The organism is Paraburkholderia lacunae (genome assembly GCF_003353175.1).
GTDB classification, from domain to species: Bacteria; Pseudomonadota; Gammaproteobacteria; order Burkholderiales; family Burkholderiaceae; genus Paraburkholderia; species Paraburkholderia lacunae.
Map to the genome: position 1 here is coordinate 79,617 of NZ_QHKS01000001.1, position 17,880 is coordinate 97,496.

Annotated in this window: 16 protein-coding genes and 1 riboswitch; of the genes, 2 read left to right on the forward strand and 14 right to left on the reverse strand. The window is 65.6% G+C overall.

Annotated features, from left to right (window positions below; genetic code table 11):
* Positions 1-6: 6 nt before the first annotated feature.
* From DLM46_RS00360 to DLM46_RS38910, 13 genes are all read right to left on the reverse strand, one after another.
* Positions 7-1,191, reverse strand: a complete 1,185-nt coding sequence (locus DLM46_RS00360; protein WP_115098752.1) for a beta-ketoacyl-[acyl-carrier-protein] synthase family protein — start codon at positions 1,189-1,191, stop codon at positions 7-9.
* On the reverse strand, positions 1,188-3,812 hold the full coding sequence (locus DLM46_RS00365; RefSeq protein ID WP_115098753.1) for an MMPL family transporter: 2,625 nt from the start codon (positions 3,810-3,812) through the stop codon (positions 1,188-1,190). The genes DLM46_RS00360 and DLM46_RS00365 overlap by 4 nt, the downstream gene beginning before the upstream one ends.
* Positions 3,812-4,474 carry an outer membrane lipoprotein carrier protein LolA gene (locus DLM46_RS00370; protein ID WP_115098754.1) on the reverse strand — a complete coding sequence of 221 codons (663 nt, stop codon included), beginning with the start codon at positions 4,472-4,474 and terminating at the stop codon, positions 3,812-3,814. The genes DLM46_RS00365 and DLM46_RS00370 overlap by 1 nt, the downstream gene beginning before the upstream one ends.
* Positions 4,462-4,893, reverse strand: a complete 432-nt coding sequence (locus tag DLM46_RS00375) for an acyl-CoA thioesterase (protein WP_115098755.1) — start codon at positions 4,891-4,893, stop codon at positions 4,462-4,464. Before DLM46_RS00375 ends, DLM46_RS00370 begins: the two co-directional genes overlap by 13 nt.
* The gene (locus DLM46_RS00380; protein WP_115098756.1) at positions 4,890-6,497 is read right to left on the reverse strand and encodes an HAL/PAL/TAL family ammonia-lyase; all 1,608 of its coding nucleotides are present in this window, start codon (positions 6,495-6,497) and stop codon (positions 4,890-4,892) included. Before DLM46_RS00380 ends, DLM46_RS00375 begins: the two co-directional genes overlap by 4 nt.
* A complete protein-coding gene (locus DLM46_RS00385) occupies positions 6,484-8,211 on the reverse strand; it encodes a glycosyltransferase family 2 protein (RefSeq protein WP_115098757.1) in 1,728 nt (575 codons plus the stop codon). The genes DLM46_RS00380 and DLM46_RS00385 overlap by 14 nt, the downstream gene beginning before the upstream one ends.
* Entirely contained in the window at positions 8,211-9,920 is a 1,710-nt protein-coding gene (locus tag DLM46_RS00390; protein ID WP_115098758.1) for an ApeI family dehydratase, read from the reverse strand. Before DLM46_RS00390 ends, DLM46_RS00385 begins: the two co-directional genes overlap by 1 nt.
* A 49-nt stretch (positions 9,921-9,969) precedes the next feature.
* The gene (locus DLM46_RS00395; protein ID WP_115098759.1) at positions 9,970-10,629 is read right to left on the reverse strand and encodes a COG4648 family protein; all 660 of its coding nucleotides are present in this window, start codon (positions 10,627-10,629) and stop codon (positions 9,970-9,972) included.
* Positions 10,629-10,880: an acyl carrier protein gene (locus DLM46_RS00400; RefSeq protein ID WP_115098760.1), complete on the reverse strand. Its 252-nt coding sequence runs from the start codon at positions 10,878-10,880 to the stop codon at positions 10,629-10,631. Before DLM46_RS00400 ends, DLM46_RS00395 begins: the two co-directional genes overlap by 1 nt.
* Positions 10,881-10,883: 3 nt before the next feature.
* On the reverse strand, positions 10,884-11,183 hold the full coding sequence (locus DLM46_RS00405; protein ID WP_115098761.1) for a phosphopantetheine-binding protein: 300 nt from the start codon (positions 11,181-11,183) through the stop codon (positions 10,884-10,886).
* Positions 11,158-11,952, reverse strand: a complete 795-nt coding sequence (locus DLM46_RS00410; protein WP_115098762.1) for a lysophospholipid acyltransferase family protein — start codon at positions 11,950-11,952, stop codon at positions 11,158-11,160. The genes DLM46_RS00405 and DLM46_RS00410 overlap by 26 nt, the downstream gene beginning before the upstream one ends.
* Positions 11,936-12,679 (reverse strand): beta-ketoacyl synthase chain length factor, encoded by a 744-nt coding sequence (locus DLM46_RS00415; protein ID WP_115098763.1) that lies wholly within the window; start codon positions 12,677-12,679, stop codon positions 11,936-11,938. The genes DLM46_RS00410 and DLM46_RS00415 overlap by 17 nt, the downstream gene beginning before the upstream one ends.
* A 156-nt stretch (positions 12,680-12,835) precedes the next feature.
* Positions 12,836-13,096, reverse strand: a complete 261-nt coding sequence (locus DLM46_RS38910) for a hypothetical protein (protein ID WP_133300276.1) — start codon at positions 13,094-13,096, stop codon at positions 12,836-12,838.
* 176 nt (positions 13,097-13,272) lie between these two features.
* Positions 13,273-13,493, forward strand: a riboswitch (yybP-ykoY riboswitch).
* Between the two features lie 6 nt (positions 13,494-13,499).
* On the opposite strand from DLM46_RS38910, the gene DLM46_RS00420 reads away from it, so the two are divergent.
* Positions 13,500-14,072 carry a TMEM165/GDT1 family protein gene (locus DLM46_RS00420; RefSeq protein WP_115098764.1) on the forward strand — a complete coding sequence of 191 codons (573 nt, stop codon included), beginning with the start codon at positions 13,500-13,502 and terminating at the stop codon, positions 14,070-14,072.
* Positions 14,073-14,199: 127 nt separating this feature from the next.
* Here the strand turns inward: DLM46_RS00420 and DLM46_RS00425 are convergent, their stop codons facing one another.
* Positions 14,200-14,889 carry a DUF4136 domain-containing protein gene (locus tag DLM46_RS00425; RefSeq protein ID WP_115098765.1) on the reverse strand — a complete coding sequence of 230 codons (690 nt, stop codon included), beginning with the start codon at positions 14,887-14,889 and terminating at the stop codon, positions 14,200-14,202.
* Between the two features lie 247 nt (positions 14,890-15,136).
* Here DLM46_RS00425 and pepN point away from each other — a divergent pair, with 247 nt between their 5' ends.
* Entirely contained in the window at positions 15,137-17,842 is a 2,706-nt protein-coding gene (gene pepN, locus DLM46_RS00435; RefSeq protein WP_115098767.1) for an aminopeptidase N, read from the forward strand.
* Positions 17,843-17,880 lie beyond the last annotated feature (38 nt).

A 17,880-nucleotide genomic window follows, 5' to 3' on the forward strand; every position in this document is an offset into this window, starting at 1 on the left:
CGCGCGTCACCGGCCGAGGATCAGGCTGACATTGCTGCCGCCAAAGGCAAACGAATTGCTCATCACATACTGCGTGCCTCGTCCGCGCGGCAAAAACTGCTCGCTCTCGACGAGCTCCAGCGCAGGCAGCGCCGGATCCGCTTCGCCGTCCCACAGATGACGCGGCAACGCGACGTTTTCATGCGCCAGCGTCAGCCATGCGAAGCCGAGTTCGGTCGCCCCCGCCGCCCCGAGTTGATGGCCGGTCAGCGGCTTGGTGCCGCTGGTTGCGACGCCGTCGGTGAACACGCGCGCCATCAGATTCGCTTCCATCTGGTCGTTCTTGCGCGTGGCGGTGGCGTGCAGGTTCACATAGCCGATCGCCGACGGCGCGACGCCCGCATCGGCCAGCGCCTCGCGCAACGCGAGTTCGCCGCCGATGCCTTGCGGATCCGGCGCGGAGATGTGATGCGCGTCGCTCGATTCGCCTGCGCCCGCCAGCCTCACCGCGCTTTCGTCCCGGCTCATCAGGAACACGGCGGCGCCTTCGCCGATGTTGATCCCGCAGCGGTTGCGGCTCATTGGATTGCTGCGCACCGTGCTGGTCGATTCGAGCGACGCGAAACCCTGCACCGTCAGCTCGCACAGGGAGTCGACGCCGCCCACCACCACGGCGTCGCAGAGCTGCAATTGCAGCAGCCGGCGCGCCGACACGAAGGCTTTCGCGCTCGACGTGCAAGCGGTCGAGATCGTGTACGCGGGACCGTGCAGACCGAGCGCGGCGGCGGCGAACGGCGCGGCGGTGCCGATCTCCATCTGCCGGTAGTTGAAGTTGGCCGGCAAGTCGCCCGCCTGCGCCTGGTAGACGAATGCGGCCTCGGCCGCCTCGATGCCGGACGTGCTGGTGCCGAGCACCACACCGATTCGATGCGCGTCGTAACGCTCGCGCGCCGCTTCGATCGCGGGTGCGATCTGCGCGAGGGCGGCGAGCAGCAGCCGGTTGTTGCGGCAATCGTAACGGGCGAGCGACGCCGGCGGCGCGAGATCCAGCGGTGCCAACACGCTACCGACAAACGCCTCGCCGATGCCGGTATGCGCATGCGCCATGCCAGGCGCGCGCGCTGCAGCCAGCGCGGGAACAATCGCATCGAGATCGCCGCCGAGCGCGTTGATCATCCCGAGCGCGTGCAAATAAACGGGTGGCGCGTTCATGCGACCCTCCTTGATTCCGATGGCATGCCGATCGGCGCGAGCAGCACCGACACCGCAATGCCGAGCGCAAGCGTGCCGCCGAAGCTCGTCAGCGCGGGCATCGCGCTCATGCTGAGCATGCCGAACGACAGCAGCGTGGTCGCCGCCGACAGCAGCACGCCGGTCCACACCGCGCCGAGATCGGCGTCCGCGCGCAAACAGCCTTCACGCAGGAACACGGCATAGTTTGCGCCGACGCCGAGCACCAGCATCAGCGCGAGCCAGTTGAAAAGATTGAGCGGCACGCGAGCGTAGCCGAATACCGCCAGGGTGACGCCGATCGCGAGCAGCACCGGCAGCGTCACGGCGACGCCGCCGCGCACGCGGTCCCTCAATCCTCCACCCAAGGTGACTTCCTTCGGCGCCCCCTCCAATCCCCCAATCCCCCAAGGGGACTTCCTTCGGGGCGGGGGACTTCCTCCGGGGCGGGTGACTTCCTTCGGGGCGTAACGCAGCATCAGCAGCATCAGCACCAGCGCCAACGCACCGCCGAGCCACCAGCCGCTATCCACGCGATACGCGCCGAACAGCTTCGACACGCTCGCGGCCTTGTCGACAAAAGCGACCCCAGGCAACGCTTGCGCCGCGGCGATCAGCGCCGGTTCGTTTTGCGGGCTCACGCCTTGCGGAATCACGACGGCGGCGTAGGCGCCGGCGGCCCCATCGACAACGCCCAGCCACAAATGCCGGTAGGGTTGCGACCACGGTGCGGCGAGCCACCGATCGACCGTCAGCAGCGGCTGCGGCTTTGCATAGGCGGCGAGCCACGCGTCGGCGACTTCGTCCTTGAAGCCGGCCTGCAGCAGCGTTGCGCGCAATGCCTCCGGATCGTTGAAGACATGCTGCGCGAGCCACGCGCGGTCTTCATTCTGCCGCTTCGCGGACGGCACGAATTGAGCCACCGACTGATAGCTGCCGACCTTGTTCGCGGTGCCGTTCAACGCGTCCAGTTTCGCGCCCAGTGCTTCGGCGCGTTGCAGCACGAGTTCCTGCGTCTCGCCGCGCACGACAAAAAACTGCGCGCTGTTGTCGACGCCGACCGCGTCGCGCACCTTGTTTTCCTGCGCGACCAGCGACGGATCGCGCTGGATCAACAAATGAATATCGTCATCGCTCGTCAGCCGCAACCAGCCCGGAAGCGCGGCGATCAGCAACAGCGCCGCCACGAACCACGCACGCTTGCCGCCGATCGTCCGATGCCACGCCGCGAGCAAGCGCGAGGCCCCGGCGAACAGCCGCCGCGGCCCATGCTTGGGCGCACCCGGGAGCAGCGCCGGCAACAGCCACAGCACGGAGGCGAACGCGGTCACGATGCCGACAATCGCGAAGCACGCGATCTGCCTGAGCGCGGGAAACGGCACCCAGGTCAGGATCGCGTAGCCAAGCAGGCTGGTGGCGAGCGCCACGCTCAAGGCCGGGCGCACTGCGCGGGCGCCGCGGCGCGCGTCCCATCCGCGCCCGCCGCCCAGATAGACGACGAAGTACTGAATCGAATAGTCGATCGCTTCGCCGATCAGGCTCGCGCCGAACACCAGCGTCAACAGATGCAGCTTGCCGAACACCAGCATCGTCACGGCCAGCGCGCAGACGATGCCGAGCGCCGACGAAACGAAGCCAAGCACGAGCAGACGCGGCGAGCGGAACACCCACAGCATCAGTAGCGCGATCCCGCACAGCGACCCGACGCCGATCAGATGCACCTCACGCTCGGACGCGCTGCGCGCCGATTCCGCATAGAACACCGCGCCGGTTCTCGCCACCGAGACATCGGGAAACGCCTGCTTCAACACGCTCTCGCCGTGGGCGAGCGCATCGAGCACGGCGTGCTGCGTCTTCGTTTCGTACGCGGAGCCCGGCAGCGTTGCGACAATCAGCACGCTGGTGGCCGCGCCGCGATGCGCAACCAGCAGGTTGTCGTCGACTTCGAGATTCGAGGTGGCCAGCGGCAGGTCCGCGAGCCAGTGTTCGAGCCAGCCGAACGGGTCGTCGGCGAGCGGCGTCGTCAGGCCGCCACGCAATGGGCTGTAGATGCGTTGAGCAAGCGCGTCGTGCAAAGAGGTGGCCGAAGCTACTGAGCCGACCGAGGCGCTTGAGCCACTTGAGCCGCTTGAGCCACTTGAGCCACTTGAGCCACTTGAGCCACTTGAGCCGCTTGAGCCGCTTGAACCGCCTGTCAGCGCCGCGCGGTCCGCAGGCGTCAGCAGGCCGAAGCGATACGGCAAGTACAACGCGGCAATCCGCGACAGGTCGAACGGCGGCAATTCCGCCGTCACCGAGCCGAACGCCCCGCTCTTCTGCAACGAAGCGCCGAGTTGTCTGGCCGCCGCTTTCGCGTGCGCGTCGTCATTGCTGGTGACGAGAAATACCGTGCGGTCGCCGAGCGCGCTCGCCAGCTTATCGACCGCTTTTTCGGCGACCGGGTCCGCTTCAGTAGCAGGCAACAACGCGAGCAGATTGGTCTGCAACGGCGACGGCCCGGCGAAACGCCAGCCGCAGTACAGCGCCGCGACGAGCGCGAGCAGCAGCCAGGCGGCGCGCATGCCCCACGCCGGTTTCGCGGACCGCTGTTGCAGCACGTCCATTACGGCGCTCCGAGCAAAGTGCGCTCGGCAGGCGTCGGCTCGATGACCGCGGCGCTCTTTGCGAAGTCGAGCTTCGTGACGTCGCCGTTCGCCAGCGTGATGCGCAGGCTTTGCAGATAGTCGCCGCCGTTCATCTGCAAAGCTTTGATCGATTGCGCGAGTTGCGGCTGGTTCGGCGTGAGCTGCATGCGCCATTGCGCGGCGCTGCCTTCGGCTTGCACGTCGAATTGCGAGTACAGCGCCGACAGATCGCCGCCGAGCATCGCGCGCATCATCTTCGACACCTGCGCGACGCCGCGGGTGCCTTGCGCGTTGTGTGCCGTGACACGCTGGCCGCTGGGGTTGATTTCGGCGACGCCTGCATCGGTGATCACGTAAGTGGCTTTGTACGGCGTGTCGATCTGCCAGATCACGCCGCGCTCGCGAAAGAACAGCAACGAGCCGGTGCTGACGAGCGGCTGCTTCATCGCGGCGAGCGTTTGTGTCTGGGTGAATTGCGCGCGAACGCCCTTCGCTTGCGCGAGATGCGAGGCGATAAGCGAGACCAGGGCGGGGTTGCCTGCCTCAGGCGTGGCTGCCGCCGCCAAGGCGGGCATGGCCGCCGTCACGTTTAACGCGAACACCACGCCCGCCGCCATGCCGCGCAATTTCATCGTGCCCATGCGCGCTCCAGTTTGTCGAAAACGACGGGCGGCGACACGAACTGCAATTCCTGGGTCGCGGCATCGACGGCGACCTGAATCGTGTAACCCTTCGTCAGCCGCGTGCCTGATGCGCAGTCGACGATTTCATAGCCTATTTTCAGGCGGTTTTCGTGTTCGAGCAGTTGCGCGCGCACTTCGATCTGCTGACCATAGGTGGCCGGCCGCACATACTTCAGATGTGCCTCGACGATCGGCCACAGATAGCCCGAGGCCTGCATCTCGCGATAGTCGTAGTCGAACGTGCGCAGCAGCGCGGCGCGGCCGATCTCGAAGTACTTCAGATAGTGGCCGTGCCAGCACACGTTCATCGCATCGACATCGTGAAACGGCACTTCGACCGTCGCGCTCGCCGTGAGCACTTTGCGGGATCCGGTCATGCGTTCGCGCCTCCGCGATAGTCGTCCAGCAACTCGCACGCGGCGATGCGCGAGGTCAACGCACGCAGTTCATGTTCCAGCGCGCGGTCTTCATCGACGAACGGCGATTGCGCCGTCACGCTGTCGATGAACCGCTGCAGCGGCGCGGGGACCGGCGTCGCGCTGTCGATCCGCAAGCGCAAGCGCGCCGCCTGCACCGTTGCCAGCGTGTGCGCGGCGGCGACCTGCTCGGTCAACTCCAGCACGCGCAAACAGTCGCGCGCGGCGATCGTGCCCATGCTCACTTTGTCCTGATTGTGCGCTTCGGTCGAACGCGAAAACACGCTGGCAGGCATGGTGTTCTTCAACGCTTCGGCCGTCCATGCGGACGACGAAATCTGCACCGCCTTGAAGCCGTGATTGATCGCGGCGCGCGCCGGCGCGGCGCCCGACAGATTGCGCGGCAAGCCGTTGTTGAAGTTCACGTCGACCAGCAGCGCGAGTTGCCGGTCCATCAGATCGGCGAGATTGGCGACGGCCACCTTTAGCGCGTCCATCGCGAACGCAATATGGCCGCCGTAGAAGTTGCCGCCGTGCAGCACGCGTTCGTTGTCCGGGTCGATCAGCGGGTTGTCGTTGGCGCTGTTCAGTTCGTTCTCGACATCGCGGCGCACCCACGACAAAGCATCGCGCGCGACGCCGATCACATGCGGCGCGCAGCGAATCGAATAGCGGTCCTGCAAGCGATGTCCCGGCGTATCGTCGCGTCCTGCCAGATCGGCGCGAATCCACGCAGCGGCTTCGGCCTGGCCCGCGTGCGGCTTCACTTCGAAGAGCATGGCGTCGAAGTGCGCGGCGCGGCCGTCGAGCGCAACGGTCGAGAGCGCCGTGAGGCGTGCGGTCAGCCGCGTCAAATGATCGGCTCGCGCGAACGCGAGACACGCGAGGCCGGTCATCACCGCCGTGCCGTTCATCAGCGCGAGGCCTTCTTTCGGCGCGAGCGTCAACGGTGAGCGGCCAAGTTCGAGCCACACTTCACGCGCCTCGCGGAAGCGCCCTTCGAACACGACGTCGCGCTCGCCCGCCAATGCGGCGGCGACATACGAGAGCGGCGTCAGATCGCCGCTCGCGCCGACGGAGCCTTCCGACGGAATGCGCGGCAACACGCGATGGTTGATCAGATCGGCCAGCCGTTCGAGCAACACGGTACGCACACCGGAAAAACCATAGGCCAGCGAGTTCAGGCGCGCGGCGATCACCGCAAGCGTCTGCGCGTCGTCGAGATAGGCGCCCATGCCGCAGCCGTGATAGCGCGTCAGTTGCAGCGGCAATGCTTCGACCAGTTCCATCGGCACGTCGACCACGCAAGCGTCGCCGTAACCGGTGTTGACGCCATACACGGTCGCGCCCGCCGCAAGATGCCGCCGCAGGAAATCCGCGCCGCGTTCGATGCGCTCGCACCACGCCGGATCGCCGCTCAACGCAACCGGCGCGCGAAGCCGTGCGATCGCGACGACCTCCTCGATCGTCAGCTTGCGGCCGCCCACAACCACCTGCGTCACCGGCGCCGCCTGAGCTGCCTGTGCGTTCACATTTGCGTCGTCGATCAGATCATGTTCGGCCATTTGCGCCTCGCTTGGGGCTGGCCCAAAAATCGAAAAAGTTGAACCATTGATAAGGCGCCTTGCGGCAATAGTGTTCGAGACGCGCCGCATAACGCTGCGCCCACGCCGCCAGATGCTGCGCGCGCTCGCGGCGCGGCAACTCGATGCGCTCGGCGAACGGCTCGAAATAAAGGTGATAGCCGTCGCGCTCTTTCAGGCAGAAGAACAGAAAGACCGGGCAGCCGAGGGCGTGCGCGAGCACATACGGGCCCTGCGCGAACGGCGCGGCCGAGCCGAGAAATTGCGCTTCGGTCGTGCGGCCCGTTTCGTGCGCGGGCACGCGGTCGCCGACGATCACCAGCAACTCGCCCGCATCGACGCGCTCCTGCATCATCATCGCGGTCTGCGGCCCGAAGTCGCTGACTTCGAGCAGATGCCGCGCGAACTCGCTGTTCGCCGACGCCAGCACGCTATTGAAGCGCCGCGCGTGTTCGGTGTAGACGACCGCCGTGACCTTCGCATGCGCGCCTTGCGCGGCGAGTGCGCGGGTCATCTCCAGATTGCCGAGATGCGCGCCGATCACGAGCGCGCCCTTGCCGCTCGCGACCAGCGCCTCGAAGGCCGACGGATCGTCGAACTGGACGTCCGCGTTGCTGACACGGCCGGACCATGCGGCCAACTTGTCGAAGCCGGATTGCGCGAAGGCCAGCATGTGCCGATACGCCGACAGCCATCCCGGACGCGGCGTGCGCTCCTGCGGCGCGGCTCGGCTGAGACGCGTGAAGTAGTTGCTCGACGCTGCGCGCGCGGCGCGTCCCGTCAGCAGAAAATACGCGACGATCGGATGCAGCCACAGTGCGGTAAAACGCCGGCCGAAGAGCTTGCAGCTGAGCGCGAGCAAGGACATGCCGAGGTGACTGCCGCGCTCGGCGATACGCCACCAGTGCTGCTCTTCCTGCTCACCCGCAGTTGCCGCGCGAACGGACGCACGCCGCGGCATCGCTTTGTGCGCGAGCAGCATCGGCAGACGCCACAGCATGCCGAACACGAGCCGCGTATGACTGCGGCTGATGCGCACGTTGTCCCACAGCACGTCGAAATGCGATACGCCGTCGGTGGCGTAGGTGACGCGTGTGGGAATCGAGCGAAACGCCACGCGCCGCCAATGAAAACGCACGAGAATCTCGATGTCGAAGTCCATCCGCGTCGGCAATCGCACGCTATCGATCAGTTCGCAGACCAGCGCGAGCGGATACAGACGGAAACCGCACATAGAATCGCGGATCGTCAGCGAGAGCGTTTCGATCCACACCCACACATGCGTCAGATAACGGCCGTAGAGGCGCGACTTCGGCACGCTGTCGTCGTAGACCGGACGGCCCAGGATCACCGCGCCCGGTTCGGCTTGCGCGGCTGCGATGAAACGCGGCACGTCGGTGGCGTCGTGCTGGCCGTCGGCGTCGATCTGCAACGCGTGCGTGTAGCCCGCCTGGCGCGCCGCCCGCAGGCCCGCCATCACGGCCGCGCCTTTGCCGCCGTTGACCGGCAGGCGCAGCAGCGTGAGCTGGCCCGCATGGTGTTCGGCGAGCGCGGCGAGCACCTGCTGGGTCGCCTCGTCGCTGCCGTCATCGACGACGAAAAGCGGCAGCCCGTGCAGCGCCAGATTGCCGACGGTCGTGCCGATCGCCTCTTTGTGGTTGTAGATCGGAATGACGATGCACGGGACAAAGCTCATCACGCGGGCTCCCGATACACGATCACACCGGACGCGCATTCGCGTCCGTCCAGCCGGTACGCGAACTGCACGCGCCGACGTGCGGCATCGTGCGCGAGCGTCAGATTCAGCAGCGCGCCCGGCGGCACCGGCGCCATGAATTTGAGCCGGTCGATCGACCCAAGCTGGCGCACCGCCGGCACGTGTTCGGCGGCAAGACGCATCGCCCAGTCGACCTGCACGACGCCCGGCAGAATCGGCAGGCCGGGAAAGTGCCCGGCGAAATGCACGAGCGTCGGCGGCACGCGCAGTTCGTAATGCAGCGTGTCGGCAGAGCGCGCTTCAGCGAGCACTTCGACGCCGTCCGCACGGGCCTCGAAAGCGGCGGCGACGGCGGCCACCGGCAGCTTGCCACGTGCATCGAACGGCAACGTGATGCGAAAGCGCCAATGGCGCGGCAGCACCACCGCATCGAAATACGCGGACAGATGGCGGCGCAGCGTTTGCGCGAGCAGCACGCGGCCCTCGCCGCGCAAGGCCTCGCTACCCGCTTCAGTCAGCGCGACCACCGCGCCGACACGCTCGCGCGACGCGCCTTCCAGCGGCGCGATTGCCGCTTGCGCGACATACGGATGCAGCGCGAGACGCGCTTCGAGTTCCGGCAGCGACACGCGCTTGCCGTCGAGCTTGAGCACGCGATCGAGTCGGCCCTGCAGGCGGAAGCGGCCATCGGCATCGAAGGCGATCTTGTCGTCGGTGCGATGCCAGCCGCTGTGGTCGAGATGGGGCGAGCGAACGTTCAGCGCACCGTCTTCGTCGCGGCGCACTTCGATACCCGCCACCGGTTGCCATGCATCGGTCTGATCCTGGCGGCGCCACGCGATGCCGCCGGTTTCCGTGCTGCCGTAGATTTCGAGCGGCGCGGCGCCGTAGGCGGCGGCGTATTCCTGTGCGGCTTCCAGGGCGAGCGGGCCGCCGGATGAGAACACCGCGCGCGGCGCCGGCGTCAACGCGGCGAAGCCGGGCAACGCCGGCCAGCGCGACAATTGCGCGGGCGTCGAAACGATCGCCGCCGCGCCGCATTGCGCGATTTGCGTTTGCAAATGCAGCGGCTCGATGCTGATCGCGCGGTCGAACGCGCGGCCGGCGGCGAGCGGCCACAACACGCGAAACAGCAAACCGTAGATATGGTGATGCGGCACGCTTGCGAGCATCGTCGCGTCGCCGAGCAAGGCGCCCCACTGCTTTTCGAGCGTATGCACTTCGGCGTTGAATTGCGCGAGCGTCTTGCGGATCGGCTTCGGGGTGCCGCTGCTGCCCGATGTGTAGAGCGTCAACGGGGCTTGCGGATCGATCGCATGATCGATGATTGCTTGCGCTTCAGCCGGCGCCGGCACGAACGCACGCAGGTCCGCATCGGTCAGCACGGCGTCGTAGGCGCCGGCGAGACCGGCAAGATAGCCGGGGGTCGCATTCGCCGGAATCACCGGCTCCTTGCCGCACGCGAACAGCGCGAACAGCGTGCAGGCGAAATCGAACGGATCGTCGATGCACAGCGCGTAACGTTTCGCGTCCTGCTCGCGCAAGCCCGCTACCAGGCTCGACACGCGCGCGCGAAACGCCACGCGATCGAGTACCGTACCGCCGTCGCGGCATACCGGCGCATTCACAGGAGCATGAGCGGCCGCCGTGCCATGCGCTGCCGACAGCAGATCGTGCAGCGCGATCATGCGGCCCCCCTGGGGGGCAGCGAACGAATGTGAGCGTGGGGGTCGTTCATCATGCCTCCGAACGCGCGGCTCGCGGCAGCACCACCAGATAACGCCAGACTACTTCGGCCACCAGCAGCAGGCCGACCAGTCCGTATGCGATCGCGCCGTTGTAGAGCGACCAGTTCGCGCGGCTCCAGTACAAAGCGGTGTAAGCGGACAACGCGCCGTTCAGCACGAAGAACACGCACCACATCTGCGTCACGCGGCGCGTATGGCGCACGGCGGCCGGCGGCAGATCCGGATTGCCCAGCCGGGCGAATTTTTCGATCATCGACGGGCCGCGCACGAGCGTCGCGCCGAACGCGATCAATAGCCCGAGATTGACGAGCGACGGATAGAGGCGCAACAGCAGCTCGCTATTGGTCAGCACGATCGCCGCCGATGCGCAGCTCAGCAACAAGGCCACCGCCCAATCGATCGCTGAGAGCCGCCGCAGCGACGTCGCGACCGCGCCGCTGCCGGCCCAGCGTTGCAGCCACAAAATAGCGAACAGCATGCAGCCGACATAGCGCGGCGTGTCCCAACGCCACGCGCACAGAATCAGCGCGGGATAGGCGAGCTTCAGCACGACCTGAACGACGGTCTTGGTCCAGCTGCGCTCAGTGCCGGGCGTGGCCTCGCCGGGCGGACTGACCGCCGCTTGCATGCGCGAACGCACGGATGGCATCAGCCCTGCGCCGCCAGCAGCGATTCGACCGCGCCGATCACATCGCCGACCGTGCGCACCGACTTGAACTCTTCCGGCTTGATGCGGCGGCCGGTCATTTCCTGCAATTTGATCGCGAGGTCGACGGCGTCGATGCTGTCGAGATCGAGGTCTTCAAACAGGTTCGCCTCGGGCGTCACGCGTTCCGGCTCGATCGCGAAGTTCTCTTTGAAGATGGCACGGATGCGCTCAAGAATATCTGCCTCGGACACGATTTATTCCCCCCTCTTTGTGGTTTCGTTCGCAGCGTGCGCCGCTTCGCGCTGGCTGGCGACCAGCGCGGCCAGTGTACTGATCGAACGGAAGTGCTCACGCGTGCGTTCGTCGTTCGCTGCGATGGTCAGTTGGTATTGTTTGCGCAGCACGATGCCGATTTCGAGCGCGTCGATCGAATCGAGCCCGATGCCGTCGGTATCGAACAACGGTGCATTGTCGTCGATATCGGCGGGACTCAGGTCTTCCAGATCGAGCGCTTCGATCAGAAGCTGTTTAATTTCCAGTTTTAAAGAATCCATAATCGAACAGGTGCCGGGTAATGTGTGCTTCGATGGCGCTTGTCACGCTGCGCGCCGCGAGAGACGGTGAAGTGCCGTGAGCCGCAAAGTGTTCGACGCCAAGCGGCTCGAGCACGTTCACGCGCATCCGGAAAGCACGCGCCGGGACGTCGTACCAGCGCATCTGCTTGGTGAACGCCGGCGGATCGCAATCCATCAGCACCGGCACGATCGGCGCGCCGGCTTTCAGCGCCATGTGCGCGAAACCGCGCGAAAACGCGTGCAGCCGGTTCGGCGCGGGGCTGCGCGTGCCCTCGGGAAAAATGATCATCGTGTAGCCTGCCGCAAGCTGCCGCGCGCCGGCCTCGACGAGTTCCGACGGATCGGCATTGCTCACATATTCAGCCGAGCGCACGATCCCCCAGAAACACGGGTTGCTCCAATGCGCGTTCTTCACCACGCAACAGGCGCGCGGTACCAACGACAGCAGCACCATCACGTCGAGATAGGTCGGGTGATTGGCGACGACAATCGCCGGACCGCCCTCGCGCAACACCTGTGCGCCCGACACCTCGAACTCCATCACGCCGATGCGCTGCAACACCGCGACCAGCACGCGGAAAAACCCATGGATCACACTCGCCACCCCACGCTGACGCGACGCCCGATGCGGCCACAGCCACGCAAACGGGAACACCAGCACCGAGAACAGCACGCCGCAGATGCCGAACACCACGAAGGCCATGCCCGTCGCGCAGAACCGCCAGCCGTAATCAAGCCGCGCGGTCATGCCAGCTCCAATGCCACGTGGCGCCGATGCCTTGCCAGGCGGCGGACTCGCGGGTGTCGAGACAGTGCTGCAGCGCCTGGCTCTGCGTCGCAAACCGCTCGTCCGCGTCTGCCCGGCTCGCCGGGTCCGCCAGGCTTGCCGCCTGCCCCGGCCCGGACGCAACCGCCGCGCCCGCGCCGGACAGCGTGCAGACGAGCTGGCCGGCTGCCGTGTCCTTGTCCAGCAGGATCGCGATCGCGCCGCCCTGCACTTCGTCTTCAATCGTGCCGTACGCGGGATCGGCCGGTTCGTCGGCGTACACCAGCAGCACCGGCGACCCAGGCTGCGCCGCATATTGCGCGTACGCCTCGAGCAGCGCGTAGCCGAGCGTTTCAGCGCCGGCGGAGATCGCGCTGGCGGCCGAGCGGTCGCCGCGCGCAATGCCGAACACGCCGGTCATTGCGTTCAGCACGGACAGGCTGAACGCGGTCGGCGACACCGGCTCCCCCGCGCTGATCGCGCGCAGGATGTCGGTGGTGCGCCGCAATTCGCCGTGGCGCGAGGCAAACACGACCCGCACCTCATCCTGCGCCACGCAATCATGCGCCACTTTCAGGGCGATTCTGGACAAAGTGCTCAGGCGACGCCGCACGATCGGCTCGATAAAGCCAATATCGGGTGCGGCAGATGCGGCAGCAGGCCAGCTAGACCAGCGAGCGACCGGAATGGTCCAGTGCAGATCGGGCATATCGGTGTTCGCGCGTAGAAGCGAGGAGAGGCTGAACGCGCCTGACGGGAAACACGCCGTCACAGCATGTGCGCGCCGCGCGGACCGGCAACCTCCAAACAGGGGTCAATCCAATCTTCTTATGAGGTTCAGCTATATAACGGCACATGGCCCCATTTATTTAGCCGCCATCGCCGTTTTCGGGGTTGGATTGTTCGAAGCTCCCTGTGGTCGCCGGGAATCATACTGAATATTGTGAATTAAATCAGCCACAAAAGACGTATCCATCTGTATCCGTATCGCCGGTGCGACGGACGATTTTGCATCGGTCATGCGGTACTCCAGCGGCATATCTGCGCGCCGCGATTGCGCTGGAACGCCGTTCGCACCGGGCTGTTCAGTCTCACACCCGGCAAATGCGGCCACCCATGCTTTCATTTGCCATTCAATGCGCCTGTTGCAGTTCGGCACACTTCGGCTCGGTGCGGCGATTTCGCTCGCCGCACGGCTTGTGCGCCACAGCTAAGCAGACCCGCGCAGCCGGCTGTTGCGGCGTTTTATGAGCGGCGGCCGTGGCGGATTCAGGCGTCGCGGGAATTCTGTGCTGTTATACTCCGTCCCTCATTGGGGAGTAGCCGCCCCGCGACACGTCCGCGCCGCTGTGATCTGGGTGCGTCGAGCGTGTGATTCGCGGGGGCGCCTGTCAACAGACTTGGCCTGCAAGGCCATGGCAGACGCAGCCTCTGGCCTGGCGAGACCGATGATCCACACGCGCTGCAAGAGGGCCCGGCGCGTCGTGGGTCGTCGCTCGTTCATATCTCGGCCCGGGGAAAATCAAAACGTGGACCACGCTTTTCTTATTTCGACCGGAGCGGTCACGCTCGCCGAAATCGGCGACAAGACGCAATTGCTCTCGCTCGTTCTTGCCGCCCGTTATCGCAAACCGCTGCCGATCATTCTCGGCGTGCTGGTCGCCACCCTCGTCAATCATGCCTGCGCCGGGGCGCTCGGCGCGTGGCTCGGCTCGCTGCTCACCCCTACCATCATGCGCTGGGCGCTGGCCGCGTCGTTCATCGGCATGGGCTTGTGGATTCTGGTGCCCGACAAACTCGACGACGAGGAAGCCAACACCAACCGCACGCATTTCGGCGTGTTCGGCGCAACCGTGGTGACCTTTTTTCTCGCGGAAATGGGCGACAAGACGCAGATCGCGACCGTTGCCCTCGCGGCGCGCTTTCACGATTTCTTCGGCGTGGTGGCGGGCACGACGCTCGGCATGATGATCGCCAACGTGCCGGCGATCCTGCTCGGCGACCGCTTCGCCCACAAGCTGCCGACCCATGTCGTGCACGGCATCGCCGCCGTGATGTTCGTGGTGCTGGGGGCGATGGCGTTGTTCGGCGTCGGCGTCTAGGCGCGGCGGCCAGGTGCTCCTCGCCTGGGCGCGCCAAGCTCCGGAACAGAACGGCCCGGCAGGAATCACCTGCCGGGCCGTTTTTTGTTGCGCCGCAGCGTATGCGTTTCGACGCAGCGTTTGCGCTTTATTGCACCGCCTTCGCGCCTGACGCAGGCGCGGCGGGCGCGACGCCCGTTACGGCAACTTCGTTCGACGACCCGCCGTTTTGGTCGAGCGGAATCTTCACCGTGTGCACGACGCCGTTGCCGAGCGGGAAGTCGGCCAGCGCGCTACGCGCCAGATAAGGCATGGACCGCACCAACGACGATTCGCCGCCGGAGTTGCGCGCTGTCACGTTGTAGACCTCCTTGCCGGTCGTACGCTCGGTGATCCGTACGCCGAGCAGGTGCGTGTAGATCGGGTAGCTCTGATTCACGTATCCGGCCGGGTAAGGTCCCCATGGACCCCACGGATCGAACGGCCGGCCCCAATAGGGCCCCGGCCATGGGTTGTAATAGACCGGCTCGGCGACCGTCACCATGTCCGAGCGAATGCCATACGACAGCCCAACCAGATAACGCGCCTGCGCTGCATCGACCTGACGGAACGCATGCGGCGCGAGTTCGTTCGCGACGACGCGTTCGTAAGTAGAGAGTTCCAGGTTGTTCTTTTGATCGGCCGCGCGGGTGAACGCATAGGTCCGGGTGGCGTCGCTGCCGTTCCAGTCGGAGAACGCCGTGACCTGGGTGGTCACGTAGGTCGTGCAGCCGGACAGCAGCACCGTCAACGCCGCTAGCGACAGCGTAGCGCGGCGGGTCCATCGATCGATTTTCATGGTCTACCTCGTGTTGCCTGTTATCGCCAGTCATGGCCGGGTTCGTTCATGCGCACGCTTTCGCGCGCCAAGGCGCGCCCCGCTAAAGCACGCCTCACGAAAGCGCGCCCGATAATACGCTGACCTGGCGATTCGGTAAAAAGTTCGCCCCGCACGAACCGCCGAGGCTTTGTACAATGGCTCGACAAGCCCGGCTCGCGTGCCCTTCCCGCGCGTGACGGCTCGAGTCCCATCACTACAGAACGCCATGGCCGATACCGCAACGCCCAATGTGATCCGCCGCGCCGATTACGCGCCGCCCGCCTTCCTGATCGACACTGTCGCACTGGAGTTCGATCTGGTCCCCGAACGCACCGTCGTCAAAAATACGATGCGCGTGCGCCGCAATCCGGACGCCGCCCGCGCCGCGCATCTCGAACTGATGGGCGAGCAACTCGAGTTCGTGAGCGCCGCCATCGACGGCTCGCCCTTCACCAATGCGCATGCGCACGAGCACGGCCTGATCCTCGACAACGTGCCGGACGCTTTCGAGCTGACGCTCACCAGCATTTGCAATCCGGCGGAGAACACCACGCTGTCGGGCCTCTATGTGTCGGGCGGCAACTTCTTCACGCAGTGCGAGGCCGAGGGCTTTCGCCGCATCACCTACTTCCTCGACCGCCCGGACGTGATGTCGACCTTCACGGTCACGCTGCGCGCCGGCAAGGCCGACTATCCGGTGCTGCTGTCGAACGGCAATCTGCTTGAAGAAGGCGATCTGCCGGACGGCCGCCATTTCGCGCGTTGGGAAGATCCGTTCAGAAAGCCGAGCTATCTGTTCGCGCTGGTCGCGGGCAAGCTGGTCGCGCTCGAAGAACGCGTGAAGACCGGCTCGGGCAAGGAAAAGCTGCTGCAGGTGTGGGTCGAACCACACGATCTCGACAAGACCCGTCACGCCATGGATTCGCTGATCCACTCGATCCGCTGGGATGAGGAACGCTTCGGGCTCGAACTCGATCTGGACCGCTTCATGATCGTCGCCGTGAGCGACTTCAACATGGGTGCGATGGAGAACAAGGGGCTCAACATCTTCAACACGAAGTACGTGCTGGCGAACCCCGAAACGGCAACGGACACCGACTTCGCGAACATCGAGGCGGTGGTCGGCCACGAGTACTTCCACAATTGGACCGGTAACCGCGTCACGTGCCGCGACTGGTTCCAGCTGAGCCTGAAAGAAGGCCTGACGGTGTTCCGCGATCAGGAATTCTCGGCCGACATGGCAGGCGGCCAGAGCAACGGTAGCGACGAAGCCGCGCGCGCCACCAAACGCATCGAAGACGTGCGCGTGCTGCGCCAGATGCAGTTCGCCGAAGACGCCGGTCCCATGGCGCATCCGGTGCGTCCGGAAAGCTACGTCGAGATCAACAACTTCTACACGATGACCGTCTACGAGAAAGGCTCGGAAGTCGTGCGGATGTATCAGACGTTGTTCGGCCGCGAGGGTTTTCGCAAAGGCATGGACCTGTACTTCAAGCGCCACGACGGCCAGGCGGTGACCTGCGACGATTTCCGTCACGCGCTTGCCGACGCGAACGGCCGCGACCTCGCGCAATTCGAGCGCTGGTATAGCCAGGCCGGCACGCCGCGCGTGTCTGTGCACACGAAGTACGACGCCGCTCAGCAACGCTACAGCGTGTCACTCACGCAAGGTTATGGCGAAACCGCGCCGGCCGCGCGCGAAACACAAAAAGGACCGCTGCTGATCCCGTTCGCGATCGGTTTGATCGATAAGGACGGCAAGGATCTGCCGCTGCAGCTGGAAGGCGAAGCCAACGCGTCGGCCTCCACCACGCGCGTGCTCGAATTCACGCAGACCGAACAGACCTTCACTTTCGTCAACGTGGCGCAAGAACCGCTGCCCTCGCTGCTGCGCAATTTCTCGTCGCCGGTGATCGTCGAATACGACTATTCGGCGGAACAGCTGGCGTTCCTGCTTGCGCACGACAGCGATCCGTTCAACCGTTGGGAAGCCGGCCAACGGCTCGCCACGCGCGAGTTGCTGGCGCTGGCCGGGCGCGCGGCGACCGGCGCGCCGCTGCAACTCGACGATTCGGTCGTTGCCGCATTCGCCCGTGTACTGACCGACGAAACGCTCTCGCCGGCGTTTCGCGAACTGGCGCTGATGCTGCCGTCGGAAACGTACCTGGCCGAGCAGATGGCCGAATCGAATCCAGCCGCGGTTCACGCGGCGCGCCAGTTCGTGCGCAAACGTCTCGCGAACGCGCTGAAGAAGGACTGGCTCGCGGTGTATGAGCAGCATCGCACGCCGGGTGAGTACGAAGCGACGCCTGAGGCCTCCGGTCACCGCACGTTGAAGAATCTCGCGCTGTCGTATCTCGCGGAACTGGACGACCCGGCTGAAGCCGTGCGCCTCGCGTCCGCGCAGTACGACGCGGCCAACAACATGACCGACCGCTCGGCGGCGCTCTCGGCATTGCTCAATGTGTCGGCGGCCAACGGCGGCAGCGCAGAGGCGCAGCAGGCGCTGGACGATTTCTACCAACGCTTCGAAAAGGAGCCGCTCGTCATCGACAAGTGGTTCGCTTTGCAGGCGACGCAACGCGGCAGCGCGCAGCGTCCGGTGATCGACATCGTGCGCAAGCTGATGACGCATCCGGCGTTCAACCTGAAGAACCCGAATCGCGCGCGCTCGCTGATTTTCAGCTTCTGCGCGGCAAATCCGGCGCAGTTCCATGCCGAAGACGGTTCGGGCTATACGTTCTGGGCGGACCAGGTCATCGCGCTCGACGCCCTCAATCCGCAAGTCGCCGCGCGCCTCGCCCGCTCGCTGGAATTGTGGCGCCGCTTCACGCCGATGCTGCGCGACGGCATGCGCGCGGCGCTGGAGAAGGTCGCTGCGCAGGTGAAGTCGCGCGACGTGCGGGAGATCGTGGAGAAGGCACTGGCATGACGATCGTCTGACCGCGCTTCTGGCATCGGAAAGCCGGC